This is a genomic window from Streptomyces sp. NPDC000134, from assembly GCF_042899225.1.
Taxonomy (GTDB): Bacteria; Actinomycetota; Actinomycetes; order Streptomycetales; family Streptomycetaceae; genus Streptomyces.
Genome location: NZ_JBIAZN010000013.1, coordinates 180,765 through 200,255 on the forward strand (window position 1 = coordinate 180,765; position 19,491 = coordinate 200,255).

At 73.0% G+C, this 19,491-nt stretch carries 20 protein-coding genes and 1 riboswitch; of the genes, 18 read left to right on the top strand and 2 right to left on the bottom strand.

The genetic code is table 11. From position 1 onward, the window contains the following. Window positions 1-264: 264 nt before the first annotated feature. The 8 genes from lepB (at window position 265) to ACFY32_RS21235 (ending at window position 6,947) form a co-directional block, all read left to right on the top strand. Complete coding sequence (gene lepB, locus ACFY32_RS21200; protein ID WP_359193481.1) at window positions 265-1,032, top strand: signal peptidase I; 768 nt, start codon at window positions 265-267, stop codon at window positions 1,030-1,032. Beyond that, window positions 1,022-1,546, top strand: coding sequence for an NUDIX hydrolase (locus tag ACFY32_RS21205; RefSeq protein ID WP_359193478.1), 525 nt, complete (start codon window positions 1,022-1,024; stop codon window positions 1,544-1,546). Before lepB ends, ACFY32_RS21205 begins: the two co-directional genes overlap by 11 nt. A 56-nt stretch (window positions 1,547-1,602) precedes the next feature. Further along, window positions 1,603-1,911: a DUF2469 domain-containing protein gene (locus ACFY32_RS21210; protein ID WP_014675276.1), complete on the top strand. Its 309-nt coding sequence runs from the start codon at window positions 1,603-1,605 to the stop codon at window positions 1,909-1,911. A gap of 121 nt (window positions 1,912-2,032) precedes the next feature. Beyond that, window positions 2,033-2,395: a YraN family protein gene (locus ACFY32_RS21215; RefSeq protein ID WP_359193476.1), complete on the top strand. Its 363-nt coding sequence runs from the start codon at window positions 2,033-2,035 to the stop codon at window positions 2,393-2,395. Next, on the top strand, window positions 2,395-4,020 hold the full coding sequence (locus ACFY32_RS21220) for a YifB family Mg chelatase-like AAA ATPase (RefSeq protein ID WP_390674946.1): 1,626 nt from the start codon (window positions 2,395-2,397) through the stop codon (window positions 4,018-4,020). Before ACFY32_RS21215 ends, ACFY32_RS21220 begins: the two co-directional genes overlap by 1 nt. Continuing rightward, on the top strand, window positions 4,017-5,177 hold the full coding sequence (gene dprA / locus ACFY32_RS21225) for a DNA-processing protein DprA (RefSeq protein ID WP_390674947.1): 1,161 nt from the start codon (window positions 4,017-4,019) through the stop codon (window positions 5,175-5,177). Before ACFY32_RS21220 ends, dprA begins: the two co-directional genes overlap by 4 nt. A gap of 271 nt (window positions 5,178-5,448) precedes the next feature. Beyond that, window positions 5,449-6,291 carry an RNA polymerase sigma factor WhiG gene (gene whiG / locus ACFY32_RS21230; protein ID WP_359193468.1) on the top strand — a complete coding sequence of 281 codons (843 nt, stop codon included), beginning with the start codon at window positions 5,449-5,451 and terminating at the stop codon, window positions 6,289-6,291. A 95-nt stretch (window positions 6,292-6,386) separates the two neighbouring features. Further along, window positions 6,387-6,947, top strand: a complete 561-nt coding sequence (locus tag ACFY32_RS21235) for a helix-turn-helix domain-containing protein (protein ID WP_359193895.1) — start codon at window positions 6,387-6,389, stop codon at window positions 6,945-6,947. Window positions 6,948-6,976: 29 nt separating this feature from the next. On the opposite strand, the gene ACFY32_RS21240 is transcribed toward ACFY32_RS21235, so the two are convergent. Continuing rightward, the gene (locus ACFY32_RS21240) at window positions 6,977-7,519 is read right to left on the bottom strand and encodes a murein hydrolase activator EnvC family protein (protein ID WP_390674948.1); all 543 of its coding nucleotides are present in this window, start codon (window positions 7,517-7,519) and stop codon (window positions 6,977-6,979) included. Between the two features lie 333 nt (window positions 7,520-7,852). Here ACFY32_RS21240 and rpsB point away from each other — a divergent pair, with 333 nt between their 5' ends. The 10 genes from rpsB to ACFY32_RS21290 all read left to right on the top strand — a co-directional run bounded on the left by rpsB (window position 7,853) and on the right by ACFY32_RS21290 (window position 18,621). Further along, window positions 7,853-8,797 carry a 30S ribosomal protein S2 gene (gene rpsB, locus ACFY32_RS21245; protein ID WP_390674949.1) on the top strand — a complete coding sequence of 315 codons (945 nt, stop codon included), beginning with the start codon at window positions 7,853-7,855 and terminating at the stop codon, window positions 8,795-8,797. 94 nt (window positions 8,798-8,891) lie between these two features. After that, a complete protein-coding gene (tsf, locus tag ACFY32_RS21250; RefSeq protein ID WP_190206900.1) occupies window positions 8,892-9,728 on the top strand; it encodes a translation elongation factor Ts in 837 nt (278 codons plus the stop codon). Between the two features lie 170 nt (window positions 9,729-9,898). After that, window positions 9,899-10,657 (top strand): UMP kinase, encoded by a 759-nt coding sequence (gene pyrH, locus ACFY32_RS21255; protein ID WP_359193460.1) that lies wholly within the window; start codon window positions 9,899-9,901, stop codon window positions 10,655-10,657. Between the two features lie 141 nt (window positions 10,658-10,798). Beyond that, window positions 10,799-11,356 carry a ribosome recycling factor gene (frr, locus tag ACFY32_RS21260; protein ID WP_359193457.1) on the top strand — a complete coding sequence of 186 codons (558 nt, stop codon included), beginning with the start codon at window positions 10,799-10,801 and terminating at the stop codon, window positions 11,354-11,356. Beyond that, the gene (locus ACFY32_RS21265) at window positions 11,356-12,480 is read left to right on the top strand and encodes a phosphatidate cytidylyltransferase (RefSeq protein ID WP_390674950.1); all 1,125 of its coding nucleotides are present in this window, start codon (window positions 11,356-11,358) and stop codon (window positions 12,478-12,480) included. Before frr ends, ACFY32_RS21265 begins: the two co-directional genes overlap by 1 nt. Window positions 12,481-12,650: 170 nt before the next feature. Then, complete coding sequence (rlmN, locus tag ACFY32_RS21270; protein ID WP_359193451.1) at window positions 12,651-13,763, top strand: 23S rRNA (adenine(2503)-C(2))-methyltransferase RlmN; 1,113 nt, start codon at window positions 12,651-12,653, stop codon at window positions 13,761-13,763. 60 nt (window positions 13,764-13,823) lie between these two features. Further along, window positions 13,824-13,929, top strand: a riboswitch (TPP riboswitch). An 80-nt stretch (window positions 13,930-14,009) separates the two neighbouring features. Then, window positions 14,010-15,128 carry a thiamine ABC transporter substrate-binding protein gene (locus ACFY32_RS21275; protein ID WP_359193448.1) on the top strand — a complete coding sequence of 373 codons (1,119 nt, stop codon included), beginning with the start codon at window positions 14,010-14,012 and terminating at the stop codon, window positions 15,126-15,128. 47 nt (window positions 15,129-15,175) lie between these two features. Next, on the top strand, window positions 15,176-16,774 hold the full coding sequence (locus tag ACFY32_RS21280; protein ID WP_390674970.1) for an ABC transporter permease: 1,599 nt from the start codon (window positions 15,176-15,178) through the stop codon (window positions 16,772-16,774). Window positions 16,775-16,776: 2 nt separating this feature from the next. Beyond that, entirely contained in the window at window positions 16,777-17,796 is a 1,020-nt protein-coding gene (locus ACFY32_RS21285; protein WP_390674951.1) for an ABC transporter ATP-binding protein, read from the top strand. Window positions 17,797-17,820: 24 nt separating this feature from the next. Beyond that, window positions 17,821-18,621 carry a maleylpyruvate isomerase N-terminal domain-containing protein gene (locus tag ACFY32_RS21290; protein WP_359193442.1) on the top strand — a complete coding sequence of 267 codons (801 nt, stop codon included), beginning with the start codon at window positions 17,821-17,823 and terminating at the stop codon, window positions 18,619-18,621. 89 nt (window positions 18,622-18,710) lie between these two features. Here ACFY32_RS21290 and ACFY32_RS21295 read toward each other — a convergent pair whose 3' ends face one another. After that, window positions 18,711-19,424, bottom strand: a complete 714-nt coding sequence (locus ACFY32_RS21295; RefSeq protein ID WP_359193888.1) for an LAETG motif-containing sortase-dependent surface protein — start codon at window positions 19,422-19,424, stop codon at window positions 18,711-18,713. Window positions 19,425-19,491: the final 67 nt, after the last annotated feature.

Consider the following 19,491-nt stretch of genomic DNA (forward strand, 5'->3'; position numbering starts at 1 on the left):
CGCGCGGGCGGCGTGCTCGGCCGGGTCGTCGTCGCGCGGGCGGCATGCTCGGCCGGGTCGTCGTCGCGCGGGCGCGTCGCGTCGGTTCGCCGCGGCGCGCAGGCGTCGAGCGGGGTCGTCGGCGCGCGGATGCGCCGGGCCGGGCCGCTGTCGCGCGGGCGCGCTGCGGCGGGCCGTCGGTGCGCGGGGGCGTGGGCCGGCCGCCGCCGGTGAGCCCCGGCAGGGGCTGACCGGGTCGGGTACCGCCCGGTAGGGTGCGGACCCATGGGTGGCGAGAGTACGACGCGTACGGCCCCGCGCACGGCCGGTACGGGCACGGGCGGCGCGGCCGGCCGGGCCGGGCAGCGGCTGTCCGGACTGGCGGTCGCGCTGGGGCTGGTGCTGTTCCTCGGCGGCTTCGCGTGGGCGGCGGTGGTGTACCGGCCGTACACCGTGCCGACCAGCTCCATGACGCCGACGATCGACGCCGGTGACCGGGTGCTGGCCCAGCGCGTCGACGGCGCCGACGTGCGCCGCGGTGACGTGGTCGTCTTCAAGGACAGCACCTGGGCCGACGCCCCGATCGTCAAGCGCGTGGTCGCGGTCGGCGGCGACACCGTCTCCTGCTGCGAGAACGGCAGGCTGGAGGTCAACGGCGAGGAGATCGACGAGCCCTACCTCCCGGCGGGCACGTCGGCCGAGAGCGCCGGCTTCCCGACCGTGACCGTCCCGAAGGGCCGCCTGTTCCTGCTCGGTGACGAACGCCGGACCTCGCTGGACTCCACCGCCCACCTCACCGACGCGGCCGGCGGCACCGTGGCGCGCTCCGCCGTGGACGCCCGGGTGGACGCCGTGGTCTGGCCGATGGAAGGGATGCTGGAGCGGCCCTCCGGTTTCGCGGAACTGGGCGCCCTGTCCTCGCCGGGCCCGCTGCGCGCGGTCACCTGGATGGTGATCGGCGGGGTCGTGCTGATCCTGGGCGGCGCCGCCTACGGCCCCGTCGCCAAGCGGGCCGCCGCCCGCGCCCGGACGGAGCCCGCCGGTGCCCGCTGACACCACGCGGGCGGAGCGGGACGGCTACGGCGGCGGGCTGCGCAGGGTCGCCCGGGTGGTGCTGCTCGACCCCGACGACCGCATCCTGCTGCTGCACGGTCACGAGCCGGACGACCCGGCGGACGACTGGTGGTTCACGCCGGGCGGCGGCGTGGAGGGCGACGAGACCCGCGAGGAGGCCGCCCGCAGGGAACTCGCCGAGGAGACCGGCATCACCGAGGTCGAACTGGGACCGGTGCTGTGGCGGCGCCGCTGCTCCTTCCCGTTCGCCGGCCGCCGCTGGGACCAGGACGAGTGGTACTACCTGGCCCGGACCACCCGGACGGAGACCGCCGCGACCGCGCTGACCGAGCTGGAGCGGCGCAGCGTCGCGGGAGCGCGCTGGTGGACGTGCCGTGAACTGACCCGGGCACGTGAGACGGTGTACCCGACCAGGCTCGCCGAGCTGCTGCGCAGGCTGCTCGACGAGGGCCCCCCGGCCGGCCCGGTGACCCTCGACACGGAAATCGTCTAGCGGCTCACGGGACTGGCGCACAATGGTGGGATCGCACGGCTGAAGGGGAACATGCCATGAGCGCCGAGGACCTCGAGAAGTACGAGACCGAGATGGAGCTGAAGCTCTACCGGGAGTACCGCGATGTCGTCGGTCTGTTCAAATACGTGATCGAGACCGAGCGGCGTTTCTATCTCACCAATGACTACGAGATGCAGGTGCATTCGGTCCAGGGCGAGGTGTTCTTCGAGGTCACCATGGCGGATGCCTGGGTGTGGGACATGTACCGGCCGGCCCGGTTCGTGAAGCAGGTGCGGGTGCTCACGTTCAAGGACGTGAATATCGAGGAGCTGAACAAGAGCGACCTGGAGCTTCCCGGCGGGTGAGGCGGCGCGGTCGGCCGGCCGGTGCGGGGGTGACGGGGTTTTCCACAACCGGTGAGTAACTCACCAAGATCCACGCGATCGGCCGGATCGCGTGATCGTCGGTGCCGGAGGTGGTGCCGACATGAACGCACGAAGTGCCCTGGGCAAGTACGGCGAGACGCTCGCCGCCCGCAGGCTGACCGAGTCGGGAATGACCCTCCTGGAGCGCAACTGGCGCTGCGGGAGGTCCGGCGAGATCGACATCGTCGCCCGCGACGGGGACGTCCTGGTCGTCTGCGAGGTCAAGACCCGCCGCACCGGCCGGTTCGAGCACCCGATGGCCGCGGTCGGCCCGGAGAAGGCCGAGCGGCTGCGCGACCTCGCCCAGCGCTGGGTCCAGGCCCACGGGGGCGCCCCGCCCGGCGGTGTCCGCATCGATCTGGTGGGCATCCTGCTGCCGCGCCGCGGCGCGCCCGTCGTCGAGCACGCGCGGGGGGTGGCCTGATGTCGTTCGCGCGTACCTGCTCGGTGACGCTGGTCGGCGTCGAGGGCGTGGTCGTCGAGGTCCAGGCCGACCTGGAACCGGGCGTCGCGGCCTTCACGCTGGTGGGCCTGCCCGACAAGAGCCTGACCGAGAGCCGGGACCGGGTCAGGGCGGCGGTGGTCAACTCCGGCAACCAGTGGCCGCAGAAGAAGCTCACGGTGGGGCTCAGCCCCGCCTCCGTGCCCAAGAGCGGCAGCGGCTTCGATCTCGCTGTCGCCGCGGCCGTCCTGGGCGCCGCCGAGCGGATCGACCCCCGGGTGCTCGCCGACATCGTGATGATCGGCGAACTGGGCCTGGACGGACGGGTGCGCCCGGTGCGGGGCATCCTGCCGGCCGTCCTCGCCGCGGCGGACGCCGGTTACGAGCAGGTCGTGGTGCCCGAGTGCGCCGCCACCGAGGCGTCCCTGGTGCCCGGGATCTCCGTGCTGGGGGTGCGCAGTCTGCGCCAGTTGATCGCCGTCCTCGCCGACGAACCCGTGCCCGACGAGGAACCCGACCAGCCGGGCCGCCCCGACCCGCTGCTGGCCGGCCTGCGCCTGCCCGGCACCGGCGCGGCCACCGGCGTGCACGGCGCCGGGACCGCCCAGCCCGACCACGGCCACGATCTCGCCGACGTGGTGGGGCAGACCTCCGCGCGCACGGCCGTCGAGGTCTGTGCCGCCGGCGGGCACCACCTGTTCCTGGAGGGGCCGCCGGGGGCCGGCAAGACGATGCTGGCCGAGCGGCTGCCCGCCGTGCTGCCCCGGCTCACCCGCCAGGAGTCCCTGGAGGTCACGGCGGTGCACTCGGTGGCCGGCCTGCTGCCACCCGGCAAGCCCCTGATCGACACGGCCCCCTACTGCGCCCCGCACCACTCGGCGACCATGCAGGCCCTGGTGGGCGGCGGCCAGGGCATCGCACGGCCCGGAGCCGTGTCGCTCTCCCATCGAGGTGTCCTCTTTTTGGATGAAGCGCCGGAATTCGGCGGGCAGGTCCTCGACGCCCTGCGGCAGCCGCTGGAGAACGGCACCGTCGTCATCGCGCGCAGCGCGGGCGTCGTACGGTTCCCCGCCAGGTTCCTGATGGTGCTCGCCGCCAACCCCTGCCCCTGCGGGCGCTTCACCCAGCGGGACACCCTGTGCGAGTGCCCGCCCTCGGCGATCCGCCGCTACCAGGCCAGGCTCTCCGGTCCGCTGCTGGACCGGGTCGACCTCCGGGTCGAGGTGGACCGCGTCACCCGCGCCGAACTGGCCGCGTGCGGCACACCCGGCGAGTCCAGCGCCACGGTCGCCGACCGGGTGCGGACGGCGCGGGAGCGGGCCGCGGCCCGGCTGGCCGGCACCCCCTGGCGGACGAACAGCGAAGTTCCCGGGCGCGAGCTGCGCAGCCGCTGGCATCCCGTGCCCGGCGCGCTCGACGAGGCCGAGCGCGGGCTGGAGCGCGGTGCCCTCACCGCCCGGGGCCTGGACCGGGTACTGCGCGTCGCCTGGACCGTCGCCGACCTCGCCGGGCACGACCGGCCCGGCGCCGGTGACGTGGCCCTCGCCCTGCAGTTGCGCACCGGGGTGCCGCGCGGCGTCCCGATGACCGTCGGGGCGGCGCCATGAGCGCGGGCGGGGAGGACCGCGAGGGGCTCCTGGACCGGGTCTTCCTCACCCGGGTCGTCGAGCCCGGCGACGAGCGGGCCGGGAAGTGGGTGCGAGAGCACGGGGTCCGCGAGGTGGCCCGGCGGCTCCGGGAGGGCGGGCCGCCCCTGCCCGGCGCGAGCGAGCGCCGGTGGGCGGGGCTGCGGGCCCGCGCCGAGGGTGCCGAGCCGGACCGGGACCTGGCCCTCGCGCGGGCCGCCGGAGCGCGGTTCGTGGCGCCGGGGCAGGCCGAGTGGCCGGGGCAGTTGGACGACCTCGGGGACGCCCGGCCGCTGGGCCTGTGGGTGCGCGGCCGGCCCAGCCTGCGGATGTGGGCGCTGCGGTCGGTCGCCGTGGTCGGCGCCCGCGCCTGCACCGAGTACGGCGCCCACATGGCGGCCACCCTCGCCGCCGGTCTCGCCGAACGCGGCTGGGTCGTGGTCTCCGGCGGCGCCTACGGGGTCGACGGCGCCGCCCACCGGGGCGCCCTCGGCGCACGCGGCGCCACCGCCGCCGTACTGGCCTGCGGCGTCGACCGCCCCTATCCGCGCGGCCACACCGAGCTGATCCGCCGGATCACCGAACAGGGCCTGGTGCTCGGCGAGCTGCCGCCCGGCGAGCACCCCACCCCGAGCAGATTCGTCCTGCGCAACCGGGTGATCGCCGCGCTCACCCGGGGCACGGTGGTCGTCGAGGCCGCCCACCGCAGCGGCTCCCTCGTCACCGCTCGGGCGGCACAGCGCCTGGGCCGCCACACCATGGGGGTGCCCGGACCGGCCACCAGCGCACGGTCGGCCGGCGTCCACGAACTGCTGCGGGGCGGCGCCGTGCTGGTCACCGACGCCGCCGAGGTCGTCGAGCTGGTCGGGGCCATGGGCGAGCTGGCCCCGGTCCGGCGCGGTCCCGTGCTCCCCACCGACCTGCTGGAGACCCGCGCCCGGCAGGTGCTCGCCGCCCTCCCCGGCGACGGAGCCGCGCGGCCGGCCGAAGTCGCGCGCCGCGCCCAGACCACACAGGACGACGCGATCGCGAAGCTGTACGAACTTCGAGCACTCGGTTACGTCGAACGACACGACGACGGCTGGAGGTTGACACGCCAGGCGATGATCTCCGGTCGCACCGGTGGGAGCCCTTGCTGACCGAGCGTGTTCGGCCGTCCGGGGGAACCCCGACGCCCTTTGGATTAGCCGCAGTTGAGGTATTCGAGTGATCACGCTGAGCGATCGGCCGTGACTCCGCGGAGCGTCGAGAGGAACGTATCTGCGCATCCTCGGCGTCCCTTCTTCGCTCACTGCCACAGCCCAGTCACGCTACGCTCACGAGGACCCCCGCACAGAACAGGCACCGACGGACACCTGACCCACGGCTCCCAGCAGCACCACCAAACGGCAGAACGGCACAAGGCGACGAATGCCCCAGCACACCTCCGGGCCCGACCGGGCGGCCATCCCCCCAGCCGCCCGCGACGGTGCCAGCGTCCGGCCGCCCGCTCCCTCGACGCTCGACGAGTTGTGGCGGTCGTACAAGACGACGGGGGACGAGCAACTGCGTGAGCAGCTCATCCTGCATTACTCGCCCCTCGTGAAGTACGTGGCGGGACGGGTGAGCGTGGGGCTGCCGCCCAACGTCGAGCAGGCGGACTTCGTCTCGTCCGGGGTGTTCGGGCTGATCGACGCGATCGAGAAGTTCGACATCGACCGGGAGATCAAGTTCGAGACGTACGCGATCACCCGCATCCGGGGCGCGATGATCGACGAGCTGCGGGCACTGGACTGGATTCCGCGCTCCGTGCGGCAGAAGGCGCGCAACGTCGAGCGGGCCTACGCGACGCTGGAGGCCCGGCTGAGACGGACCCCCTCGGAGAGCGAGGTGGCCGCCGAGATGGGCATCGCGGTCGACGAACTGCACGCGGTGTTCAGCCAGTTGTCGCTGGCCAACGTGGTGGCCCTGGAGGAGCTGCTGCACGTCGGCGGCGAGGGCGGGGACCGGCTCAGCCTGATGGACACGCTGGAGGACACCACCGCCGACGACCCGGTGGAGGTGGCCGAGGACCGCGAGCTGCGCCGATTCCTGGCACGGGCCATCAACACGCTGCCCGACCGGGAGAAGACCGTCGTCACGCTCTACTACTACGAGGGGCTCACCCTCGCCGAGATCGGCAATGTGCTGGGCGTCACGGAGAGTCGGGTCAGCCAGATCCATACCAAGTCGGTCCTGCAACTCCGCGCCAAGCTGGCCGGATTCGGCCGCTGAGCCGGCCGGGCCGTCCCCCGGCCGGGCCGGGTGACTCCCGCCCGGGGTGAGGCGTCCGTACAGTGGTTGACGTGCCAAGGATTCGAGCGGCCTCCGTGGCCGAGCACCGGTCGATGCAGCGTGCCGCCCTGCTGGACGCGGCACGCTCCCTGCTGTCCGAGGGCGGGACGGAGGCGCTGACCTTCCCCGCGCTGGCCGAGCGGACGGGACTCGCGCGGTCCTCCGTGTACGAGTACTTCCGGTCGCGGGCCGCGGTCGTGGAGGAGCTGTGCGCGGTCGACTTCCCCGTCTGGGCGGCGGAGGTCGAGGCGGCGATGGCCGCGGCGGACCGGCCGGCGGCCAAGGTCGAGGCGTATGTCCGCAAGCAGCTCGAACTGGTCGGTGACCGGCGCCACCGCGCGGTCGTCGCCATCTCCGCGAGCGAGCTGGACGCCGGCGCCCGGGAGAAGATCCGCGCGGCGCACGGCGGCCTGGTCGCGATGATCGTCGAGGCGCTCGCGGACATGGGCCACGCGGAACCCCGGCTCGCGGCGATGCTGCTCCAGGGCGTCGTCGACGCGGCCGTACGCCGGACCGAGCTGGGCGCCGCCGAGCCGCCGGAGACGATCACCGAAGCGGCGGTGTCGATGGTGCTCCGGGGGGTCCGGGGCGACTGACCGGCCCCGCGCCCGCCCCCCGGCCGTCGTCACGGCTGCCGGGGCGGGAGGGGTACTCCCAGGACCGGCAGCAGTCTCGACGGGCCGCCGGTCAGGAGCCACGGCGGGAGCAGGGCCAGGGGGTCGAGGTAGGCACCGGCCCGCCGCAGGCCCCAGTGCAGGCAGCCGTCCGGGCAGTGGGAGGCGGTGGCGGGTTCCAGCGTGCCGACGATCTCGCCCGCCGTGACCTCCGCGCCCTCGCGCACCGAGGCCCGCACCGGCTCGTACGTCGTCCGCAGGGGCGGGTCGCCCGTCCCCGCCGGCTCCACCGACACCACGCCCCGGCCGGCCACGCGCCCGGCGAAGGCGACCCGCCCCGGCGCCACCGCCCGGACCGGGCTCCCCGGGACGGCCGCGAGGTCCACGCCGCGGTGCCCCGGCCCGTACGGGGTCGCCGGCGGTTCCCAGCCACGCACCACCACCGGACGCGCGCCGGTCGGCCAGAGCCGCGCCACGGCGGGGACCGGTACGCCCGGCCCGCCGCCGTCGGCGGCCGTCACCATCGCCGGCGGTGCCCCCGGGAGGGCCGTCATGATCAACAGCAGGGCGGCCCAGCACCCCGTCCGCGTCCATCGCCTTCGTCGCGCTCGCATGGCGCAACCGTCCCGCACGGGCGCCGGGTGCCGCCCGGGGCTGTGGACCACGCGCCGGTTGTGGACAGCGGCGTCACCCGGCGCTCCCCGGGTCCCGTACACTTCTGGTGGCGATCCGGGTCACCGGGTCGACTTCGCACGCCCCGATACGCGGCCGGTCGACGGCACGTATCAGCGCCCCTCGGTCCCTCGTGGCACGGCGCATCGCGGGCGTCAGGCGCGGGAGCCGTCCGGCTTCCGCGGCACAACCGAGAAACACAAGGAGAAACGGCCATGGCCGTCGTCACGATGCGGGAGCTGCTGGAGAGCGGCGTCCACTTCGGTCACCAGACCCGTCGCTGGAACCCGAAGATGAAGCGCTTCATCTTCACCGAGCGCAACGGCATCTACATCATCGACCTGCTCCAGTCGCTGTCGTACATCGACCGCGCCTACGAGTTCGTCAAGGAGACCGTCGCCCACGGCGGCACGGTCATGTTCGTCGGCACGAAGAAGCAGGCGCAGGAGGCCATCGCCGAGCAGGCCACCCGCGTCGGCATGCCCTACGTCAACCAGCGCTGGCTGGGCGGCATGCTCACCAACTTCTCGACCGTCTACAAGCGTCTGCAGCGCCTCAAGGAGCTGGAGCAGATCGACTTCGAGGACGTCGCCGCGTCCGGTCTGACCAAGAAGGAGCTTCTCGTGCTCTCGCGCGAGAAGGCCAAGCTGGAGAAGACCCTCGGTGGTATCCGCGAGATGTCCAAGGTGCCCAGCGCCGTCTGGATCGTGGACACCAAGAAGGAGCACATCGCGGTCGGCGAGGCCCGGAAGCTCAACATCCCGGTCGTCGCCATCCTCGACACCAACTGCGACCCCGACGAGGTCGACTACAAGATCCCGGGCAACGACGACGCGATCCGCTCCGTCACCCTGCTCACCCGCGTGATCGCCGACGCCGTCGCCGAGGGCCTCATCGCCCGCAGCGGTGTGGCCACCGAGGGCAAGGGCGAGAAGGCCGCGGGCGAGCCGCTGGCCGAGTGGGAGCGCGACCTGCTCGAGGGCGAGAAGAAGGGCGAGGAGGCCCCGGCCGACGCCGAGGCTCCCGCCGCCGAGGCCCCCGCCGCGGAGGCTGCCGAGGACGAGAAGCCGGCCGAGGCCGCCGAGGCGCCGGCCGCCGAGGCCCCGGCTGCCGAGGCCCCGGCTGCCGAGGCCCCCGCCGCGGACGCCGAGCAGGCCTGACCCCTCACCCCCTTCGGGTGCCGGACGGCGGGGGCCCAGCGGCCTCCGCCGTCCGACCCGTAGATCTTCGGACTTCGAGAGAGATTCCAGAATCATGGCGAACTACACCGCCGCCGACGTCAAGAAGCTCCGGGAGCTCACCGGCGCCGGCATGATGGACTGCAAGAAGGCGCTGGACGAGGCCGACGGCAACGTCGAGAAGGCCGTCGAGGCGCTCCGCATCAAGGGCCAGAAGGGCGTCGCCAAGCGCGAGGGCCGCTCCGCGGAGAACGGCGCGGTCGTGTCGATCATCGCCGACGACAACTCCTCCGGCGTCCTCGTCGAGCTGAAGTGCGAGACGGACTTCGTGGCCAAGGGCGACCGCTTCCAGAACGTCGCCAAGACCATCGCCGAGCACGTCGCCAAGGCCGCCCCGGCCGACCTGGAGGCCCTGCTCGCCTCCGAGATCGAGCCCGGCAAGACCGTCCAGGCGTACGTCGACGAGGCCAACGCCAACCTCGGCGAGAAGATCGTCCTGGACCGCTTCGCGCGGTTCGCCGACGGCTTCGTCACCGCGTACATGCACCGCACGATGCCCGACCTGCCCCCGCAGATCGGTGTCCTCGTCGAGCTGGACAAGCCGAACGCCGAGGTCGCCAAGGGCATCGCGCAGCACATCGCCGCGTTCGCCCCGAAGTACCTCTCCAAGGACGACGTCCCGGCCGACATCGTCGAGGCCGAGCGCCGCATCGCCGAGGAGACCACCCGCGCCGAGGGCAAGCCCGAGGCCGCCCTGCCGAAGATCGTCGAGGGTCGCCTCAACGGCTTCTTCAAGGACGCCACGCTGCTCGGCCAGCCGTACGCGCTGGACAACAAGAAGTCCGTCCAGAAGGTCCTGGACGAGGCCGGTGTCACCCTGAAGCGCTTCTCGCGCATCAAGGTCGGCATCTGAGTCCGTACCGCGACGGACGCACGACCCCGGTAGGGTCGACAGCACCCGCCCGCGTCACACGCGGGCGGCTGCAGAACTGACGAGGAGGCCATTGCCGCGCATGGGATGCCAGCACCCCACCGGCAGTGGCCTTCTTCGTATGTGCGCCAAGGAAAAGAAGTGAGATTGCGATGACCACCAAGGCCGAGAAGAGCGACGACGGCAAAGTACGCGGCCGGTTCCTGCTGAAGCTGTCCGGAGAGGCGTTCTCCGGCGGCGGGGGCCTCGGCGTCGACCCCGACGTGGTGCACGCCATCGCGCGCGAGATCGCGGCCGTCGTCCGGGACGGCGCGCAGATCGCCATCGTCATCGGCGGCGGCAACTTCTTCCGCGGCGCGGAACTCCAGGTGCGCGGCATGGACCGGGCCCGCTCCGACTACATGGGCATGCTCGGCACCGTCATGAACTGCCTGGCCCTCCAGGACTTCCTGGAGAAGGAGGGCGTCGACTGCCGCGTGCAGACCGCCATCACCATGGGCCAGGTCGCCGAGCCCTACATCCCGCTGCGCGCCGTGCGCCACCTGGAGAAGGGCCGCGTGGTCATCTTCGGCGCCGGCATGGGCATGCCGTACTTCTCCACCGACACCACCGCCGCCCAGCGCGCCCTGGAGATCGACGCCGAGGCGCTCCTCATGGGCAAGAACGGCGTGGACGGGGTCTACGACTCCGACCCGAAGACCAACCCGGACGCGGTCAAGTTCGACGCCCTGGGCTACGGCGAGGTCATCACCCGCGAGCTGAAGGTCGCCGACGCCACGGCGGTCACGCTCTGCCGCGACAACAAGCTCCCGATCGTGGTGTTCGAACTCCTGAAGGAGGGCAACATCGCCCGTGCCGTCAAGGGTGAGAAGATCGGCACGCTCGTGGGTGAGCAGGACAGCCGGGCCTGACCGGATGAACCACGGGGCCCCGCCGGGGGATGGACAATGTCCTGCCGGTCGGGAACCGTGCAGAAGAAGACGCGACGCAGCCGGCCGCCGCCCCGACGAGGAACCGCAGCCGGGCCTACTCAAGACACGCAGGAGCAAGTGGTGATCGAAGAGACCCTCCTCGAGGCCGAGGAGAAGATGGAGAAGGCCGTCGTGGTCGCCAAGGAGGACTTCGCCGCGATCCGCACCGGCCGTGCGCACCCGGCGATGTTCAACAAGATCGTGGCCGACTACTACGGCGCGCCGACGCCGATCAACCAACTGGCCTCGTTCTCCGTGCCGGAGCCGCGCATGGCCGTGGTGACGCCGTTCGACAAGAGCGCCCTGCGCAACATCGAGCAGGCCATCCGCGACTCCGACCTGGGCGTCAACCCGAGCAACGACGGCAACATCATCCGCGTGGTGTTCCCCGAGCTGACCGAGGAGCGCCGCCGCGAGTACATCAAGGTGGCCCGGAGCAAGGGCGAGGACGCCAAGGTCTCCATCCGCGCGGTGCGCCGCAAGGCCAAGGACGCCATCGACAAGCTGATCAAGGACGGCGAGGTCGGCGAGGACGAGGGCCGCCGTGCGGAGAAGGAGCTCGACGACACCACCTCGAAGTACGTCGCCCAGGTGGACGAACTCCTCAAGCACAAGGAAGCGGAGCTGCTCGAGGTCTGATGAACGACTCTTCCTGGGGGGCGCCGCCGCAGACCGGGTACTGGGGGCCGTCCGACCAGGGGCCTGTCCAGGGGGTTGCCCCGGCGGGTCCCGCGTACGATGCGCCCTACGCGCAGCAGACTCGCCCCATGCCCATCGTGCCCGACGTACCCGAACACGGCGGAGACCAGGATGAGGACCGGGGGGCCGCTCGGCCGGGCGGCCCCGCGTTCCACGACGACGTCCCGGCGGCGCGGCCGTACCAGGCGGCGCCGCGGAATCCGGAGCCCATGCCCGACGCCCCGCAGCCGGTGCCCCGGCCGCAGAAGAAGACCGCGGGGCGCGACCTGGGTGCCGCGATAGGGGTCGGCCTCGGACTCGGCGTGGTGATCATCGCGTCGCTGTTCGTCGTCAAGGCCGTGTTCGTCGCGGTCGTCGTCGTCGCCGTCGTGGTCGGCCTGTGGGAGCTGACCAAGCGGCTGGAGGAGCGCAAGGGCATCAAGGCGCCGCTCGTCCCGCTGGCGGTCGGCGGCGCGGCGATGGTCGTCGCCGGTTACGTCCGGGGCGCCGAGGGCGCGTGGGTCGCCATGGCGCTCACGGCGCTGGCGGTGCTGGTGTGGCGGATGACGGAACCGCCCGAGGGCTACCTCAGGGACGTCACCGCGGGCGTGTTCGCCGCGTTCTACGTGCCGTTCCTGGCCACCTTCGTCGCCCTGATGCTGACGGCCGACGACGGGCCCCGGCGGGTGCTGACCTTCCTGGTGCTGACGGTCGTCAGCGACACCGGCGCGTACGCGGTGGGCTGGCGGTTCGGCCGGACCAAGCTCGCGCCGCGGATCAGCCCCGGCAAGACCCGCGAGGGCCTGCTCGGCGCGGTGTCGTTCGCGATGGTGGCGGGCGCGCTGTGCACGCAGTTCCTGATCGACGACGGCGCCTGGTGGCAGGGGCTGCTGCTGGGCCTCGCGGTCGCCGTCAGCGCCACCCTGGGCGACCTCGGCGAGTCGATGATCAAGCGCGACCTCGGTATCAAGGACATGGGCACGCTGCTCCCGGGCCACGGCGGCATCATGGACCGCCTGGACTCCCTGCTGCCGACCGCACCGGTGGTGTGGCTGCTGCTGGTGATCTTCGTCGGCTCGGGTTGACGGCGGTCGGGTACGCTGGAAGGGCTCGTGGCGTCTGGCCGCGGGCCCTTTCCTCGTCCCCGCCGACGCGGGGGCGATCCTGTGAGGTCTCCTGGCTCCGGCATGGCCCTGCCGTCGTCCCCGCGCCGCGGGGTTGCCACAGGCCCGTCGTCTTGAGGAGTTGTCCGACCGTGGCCCGTCCTGCCCCCGGTGAGCTGACCTTCGCCGCGCCCCGCGGAGCGAAGCGGCCGCCGCGGCATCTCGCCGACCTCTCGCCCGCCGAGCGCAAGGAAGCGGTGGCCGCGGCCGGCGAGAAGCCGTTCCGTGCCAAGCAGCTCTCCCAGCACTACTTCGCGCGCTACGCGCACGACCCGGAGCAGTGGACCGACATCCCCGCCGGTTCGCGCGGCCGGCTCCGGGAGGCGCTGCTGCCCGAGCTGATGAGCGTCGTGCGGCATCTGTCGACCGACGAGGGGACCACCCGCAAGACGCTGTGGAAGCTGTTCGACGGCACCCTCGTGGAGTCGGTGCTGATGCGCTACCCGGACCGGGTGACCATGTGCATCAGCTCCCAGGCGGGCTGCGGGATGAACTGCCCGTTCTGCGCCACCGGACAGGCCGGTCTCGACCGGAACCTGTCGACCGCCGAGATCGTGCACCAGATCGTCGACGGGATGCGGGCGCTCAGGGACGGCGAGGTCCCCGGCGGCCCGGCGCGGCTGAGCAACATCGTGTTCATGGGCATGGGCGAGCCCCTGGCCAACTACAACCGGGTCGTCGGCGCCATCCGCCGCCTCACCGACCCCGAGCCCGACGGCCTCGGCCTGTCCCAGCGCGGCATCACCGTCTCCACCGTCGGCCTCGTCCCCGCGATCCACCGCTTCGCCGACGAGGGCTTCAAGTGCCGCCTGGCCATCTCGCTGCACGCCCCCGACGACGAGCTGCGCGACACCCTCGTGCCGGTGAACACCCGCTGGAAGGTCCGCGAGGTGCTGGACGCCGGGCTGGAGTACGCCGCGAAGTCCGGGCGCCGGCTGTCCATCGAGTACGCGCTGATCCGGGACATCAACGACCAGGCGTGGCGCGGTGACCGGCTCGGAAGGCTGCTCAAGGGCAAGCCCGTGCACGTCAACCTGATCCCGCTGAACCCGACGCCCGGGTCGAAGTGGACCGCCTCGCGGCCCGAGGACGAGAAGGCGTTCGTCGAGTCGATCGCCGCCCACGGTGTGCCGGTGACCGTCCGGGACACCCGCGGTCAGGAGATCGACGGGGCGTGTGGGCAGCTCGCCGCCGGCGAGCGGTAACCTGACCGACGTAAGAGTCCGGTCGGTTCCGTACCGGGCGTCTTCGCGTCCGACATCTTCATATTCCGACAGGGGAGCGCCACAGCGCTGAGAGTGCGGCACCGGCCGCAGACCCTCCGAACCTCGCCCAGGTCATTCTGGGTAGGGAGATCGGTCACCACTCGAGCTGTTGCGCCCTGCCCGGGTCCCGACGAGGGGCCCCGGGCGGGGCCGCGTCTCTTCCTGGACCGTCCCAGGAGGAATCCAGTGAGCATCACCAAGAAGGCCGCCGTCCTGGCCGCAGGGCTCGGCCTGGTCACCGTGTCCGCGTGCGGATCGTCGTCCGGCGGCGACGAGGGGTCCGGCGATTCCCGGACCGTCACCCTGGTCAGCCATGACTCGTGGGCCGCGTCCAAGAGCGTCATCGCCGCCTTCGAGAAGGAGTCCGGCTACCGGGTCAAGGTCCTGGAGGACGGCGACGCCGGGCAGGCCGTCAACAAGGCGATCCTGACCAAGGACAACCCCCAGGGCGACGTCCTCTTCGGCGTCGACAACACCCTGCTCTCCCGCGCCCTGGACAACGGCCTGTTCCAGCCGTACGAGGCCAAGGGCCTGGACCGGGTCGACGAGCGGTACCGGCTCGACGCCGGGAAGCACCGGGTCACGCCCGTCGACTACGGCGACATCTGCGTCAACTACGACAAGGCGTACTTCCGCGAGCACGAGCTGACGCCGCCCGCCTCCTTCGACGACCTGGCCGAGCCCGCGTACAAGGACCTCCTGGTCACCGAGAACGCCGGCACCTCCTCGCCCGGCCTCGGCTTCCTGCTCGGCACCGCCGCTAAGTACGGCGACGGGGGCGCCTCCCGCTCGGGCGGAGCCGGAAGCGGGGGAGGCTGGACGCAGTACTGGAAGAAGCTGAGGGCCAACGGCGTGAAGGTCGTCGACGGCTGGGAGCAGGCGTACAACGAGGAGTTCTCCGGTTCGGCCGGCGGCCGCAAGGCGGGCGGCGACCGGCCGCTGGTCGTCTCGTACGCCTCCTCGCCGCCCGTCGAGGTGGTCTACGCCGACCCGCGGCCGAAGACCGCGCCCACCGGAGTCGCCACCGGCACCTGCTTCCGGCAGACCGAGTTCGCGGGCCTGCTGAGCAACGCGAAGAACACCGAGGGCGGCAAGGCGCTCATCGACTTCCTGATCAGCGAGAGGTTCCAGGAGGACATGCCACTGAACATGTACGTCAACCCGGTGGTCTCCGGTACGAAGCTGCCCGCCGTCTACACCGACAACATGCCGGCCGTGACCCACCCCGAGACCATGGCCCCGGCGGAGATCGCCGAGCACCGTGACGACTGGGTCAAGTCGTGGACCTCGCTCGTACTGAAGTGACCGAGGCAGCCGTCCGGCGGCGCGCGGGCGCGGCGCGGCTCGCCCTGATGGCGGTGCCCGTCGCGTTCTTCGCCGTCTTCTTCGCCTACCCGGTGGCGGCGATCGTCGCCCGGGGGCTGAAGGACGGCGCCGGGTGGCACCTCGGCCGGATCGGGGAGGTGGTGACCGCCGCCGACGTCCGGCACGTGCTGTGGTTCACCACCTGGCAGGCACTGGCCTCCACCGCGCTCACCCTGCTGATCGCGCTGCCCGGCGCGTACGTCTTCGCCCGGCTGGACTTCCCCGGCAAGCAGGTGCTGCGGGCCGTGGTCACCGTGCCGTTCGTGCTGCCCACGGTCGTCGTCGGCACGGCGTTCCTGGCGCTGGTCGGCCGGGGCGGGCTGCTGGACGAGCTGTGGGGGCTGCGACTGGACACCACGGTGTGGGCGATCCTGCTCGCGCACGTGTTCTTCAACTACGCCGTCGTCGTGCGCACCGTCGGCGGCCTGTGGTCCCAGCTCGACCCGCGCCAGGAGGAGGCCGCGCGGATGCTCGGGGCCTCCCCGGCGGCGGCCTGGCGCCGGGTCACACTGCCCGCGCTGGCGCCCGCGGTGGCCGCCGCCGCGCTGATGGTGTTCCTGTTCACCTTCACCTCCTTCGGTGTGGTGCAGATCCTCGGCGGGCCCACCTTCTCCACCCTGGAGGTGGAGATCTACCGGCAGACCTCGCAGGTCTTCGACCTCGCCACCGCCGCCGTGCTGACCCTGGTCCAGTTCGCCGCGGTCGCCGTGATCCTCGCCGTGCACGCCTGGACGGTACGGCGGCGGGAGACGGCCCTGAAACTGGTGGACGCCTCGGTCACGGCCCGCCGCCCGCGCGGGGCCGGGCAGCGGGCGCTGCTGGCGGGGGTGCTGGTCACCGTCGCGGTACTGATCCTGCTGCCGCTCGCGGTACTGGTCCAGCGGTCGCTGGACGGCGGCCTCGGCTACTACCGGGCGCTCACCCACGAGGACGGCGGCGCCTTCCTCGTCCCGCCGATCGACGCCGTCGGCAACTCCCTGCGGTACGCCCTCGCCGCCACCGTCATCGCCGTACTGATCGGCTCCCTCGCCGCCACCGCGCTGACCCGCCGGGACGCGGGCCGTCTGGTGCGGGGCTTCGACGCGCTGCTGATGCTGCCGCTCGGGGTGTCGGCGGTGACCGTCGGCTTCGGGTTCCTGATCGCGCTCGACGAACCGCCGCTGGACCTGCGCTCCTCCTGGTTCCTGGTGCCGCTCGCCCAGGCGCTGGTGGGCGTCCCCTTCGTCGTACGGACCATGCTGCCGGTGCTGCGGGCGGTGGACGCCGGGCTGCGGGAGGCGGCGGCGGTGCTGGGGGCGTCGCCGTGGCGGGTCTGGCGGGAGGTCGACCTGCCGCTGGTGCGGCGGGCGCTGGCGGTCGCGGCCGGGTTCGCCTTCGCGGTGTCGCTGGGGGAGTTCGGGGCGACGGTGTTCATCGCGCGGCCCGACAACCCGACGCTGCCGGTGGCCGTGGCCAGGCTGCTGGGGCGGCCCGGGGAGATGAACTACGGCCAGGCGATGGCCCTGTCGACCATTCTGATGATCGTGTGCGCGGTGGCGCTGCTGGTGCTGGAGAAGCTGCGGACCGACCGTACCGGGGAGTTCTGACCATGCTGCTCAGCCTCGAAGGCGCCACCGTCCGCTTCGGCGGGCGGGCCGTGCTCGACGGTGTCGGCCTCGATGTCGCCGAGCACGAGATCGTGTGCGTGCTCGGACCCAGCGGCAGCGGCAAGTCCACGCTGCTGCGGGCGGTCGCCGGGCTCCAGCGACTGGACGCCGGACGGGTGCTGCTCGACGGGCGGGACCAGGCGGGGGTGCCCGCGCACCGGCGCGAGGTCGGGCTGATGTTCCAGGACCACCAGTTGTTCCCGCAGCGCGACGTGGCCGGGAACGTCGCCTTCGGCCCCCGGATGCACGGGGCGGCCAAGGCCGAACAGCAGGAGCGGGTACGGGAGTTGCTGGAGCTGGTCGGGCTGCCGGGCGCCGCCCGCCGGTCGGTGGCGGCGCTGTCCGGCGGTGAGCAGCAGCGGGTGGCGCTCGCCCGCGCGCTCGCGCCCCGGCCCCGACTGCTGATGCTGGACGAGCCGCTCGGCCAGCTCGACCGCTCGCTGCGGGAGCGGCTGGTGGTGGAGCTGAGGGAGCTGTTCGGCCGGCTCGGCACCACGGTCCTCGCCGTCACCCACGACCAGGGCGAGGCGTTCGCGCTGGCCGACCGGGTGGTGGTGATGCGCGACGGGCGGATCGCCCAGCAGGGCACCCCGCTGGAGGTCTGGCAGCGGCCCGCCGACGCGTTCGTCGCCCGGTTCCTCGGCTTCGACAACGTGGCCGCCGCGACCGTCGCCGGGACGGTCGCCGACACCCCGTGGGGCAAGCTGCCGGTCCCCGAGGACGCCCCGCAGGGCAGCCGTACGGTCCTGGTGCGCCCCGCCGGTGTCCGGCTCGCCGCCGCCGGCACGGGCCTGCCCTGCACGGTCACCGCCCGCACCTTCCGCGGTACCCATGTCGCCGTGCACGTCCAGCCCGGGGGCGCGCCCCGACTGGAGGCGGAGTGCGCGCTGCGGGACGCGCCCGCGGTCGGCGCTCGGGTCGGCGTGGAGTTCGACGCGGCCGAAATCGTGGTGCTCGGCTGATCGTCCGCTCGTAGGGTGAGGCGTATGACACGTCTCGCACACGACCGCTACTGCGCCGAGATCGCCGACCAGGTACGGCAGTTGGAGGCGGTGCTCGCCTCGGGCGCCGACCTGTCCGCCACCGTGCCGACCTGCCCGGACTGGACCCTGGAGGAGCTGGTCCGGCACATCGTCCGCGGCCTGCGCTGGACGGAGACGGTGGTGCGCACCCGTGCCCAGGAGGAGGTCCCGTGGGACCAGGTGCCCGGACGGGAGGGCCCCGCGGGCACGGGTGACGCCGCCGCGCTCCGGGAGTGGCTGGCGCAGACCGGCGCCGCGATCGAGGGCACCCTGCGCGAGGCCGGCCCCGACGCGCGGGTGTGGGCGTGGACCGGGGAGCCCACCGCGGGGTTCTGGGCCCGCCGGATGACGCACGAACTCGTCGTGCACGGCGCCGACGCCGCCCTCGCGGCCGGCCTGCCGCTGCCCGCCGTACCGGCCGAGGTGGCCGCCGACGCGGTCGACGAACTGCTGGAGATCGTGCGGTTCGTCCAGCGGGCGATCCCGGACGGACCGGGCAAGGACCTGCGCGCACCCGGCCGCACCATCCATCTGCACGCCACCGACACCCCCGCCGAGCTGAACGCCGAGTGGCTGATCGAGGCGGCCGAGGACGGCGTCGTCTGGCGCCGCGGCCACGAGAAGGCGGCCGTCGCGCTGCGCGGCCCGGTCCTCTCCGTGCTGCTCGCCTTCTACGGGCGCCTTCCGCTGGACGCCCCGGAACTCCAGGTGCTGGGCGACCGCGGACTGCTGGACTTCTGGCGGGAGAAGGCGGCCTTCGGATAGACCCCCGCGCGGGCGCCGGGCGGCCGGACCCGGACACGGCGGTGGCCCGCCCCCGGGCGGGGACGGGCCACCGTACGACGGGCGGGACGTCAGCCGTTGTTGTTCGCGCCGCGGCGCCGCAGGCCGAAGAAGACCGCGCCGCCGCCGACGACGACCAGCACGGCCGCGATGCCGACGATCAGGCCGGTGTTGGAGCTGGCACCGGTCTCGGCGAGGTTGTCCTGGCCGGCCGCGGGCGAGGGCGCGTTGCCGGCCTCGCCGCCGGCCGGGACGGTGCTGTCGCTCGGCGAGGCGGCCGGCGTGGACGGGACCGGAGTCGGGGACCCGGGCTCCTCCTCCGCCGGGGTGGAGGACGACTCGGACGGGGTGGACGTCGGAGTCGGGGACTCCTCCTCCTCGCCGCCGCCGCAGGCGGTGTCCGGGGTGACGAGGTTCGGCTTGATGTCCTCGTCGACGTAGCTGGCTGCCTTGACGTGTACGCGGTACTCCGTCTTGGGCTTCCAGTCCTCGGCGAAGGTGATGGTGACGCCCTCGCGGGAGCCCTTCACCTGCTGCGAACCGACCTCGACCTCGGCGCCGCCGTCCTGGCGGTAGACCGTCACCGTGGCGGGGACACCGGAGGGGTCCACGTCGGTGACGGTGATGACGCCCTTGTCGCCTTCGCACGTCGCGGCGGCGGAGAACTCGCCGATGTTGCAGGCGAACGCGTTGCCTGCGGCGCCGATGGCGAGGGCGGCCGTGGCGGTGGCCACGCCGAGGGCGCGGACGCTGCGGCGGGAAGCCGCGCTTCTGAGTATGGACAGGGGCACGGTGGTCCTTTACCGGATACGTGGATGCGGGGGGTTCGCCCGGGACCGCTGCTCACACTTC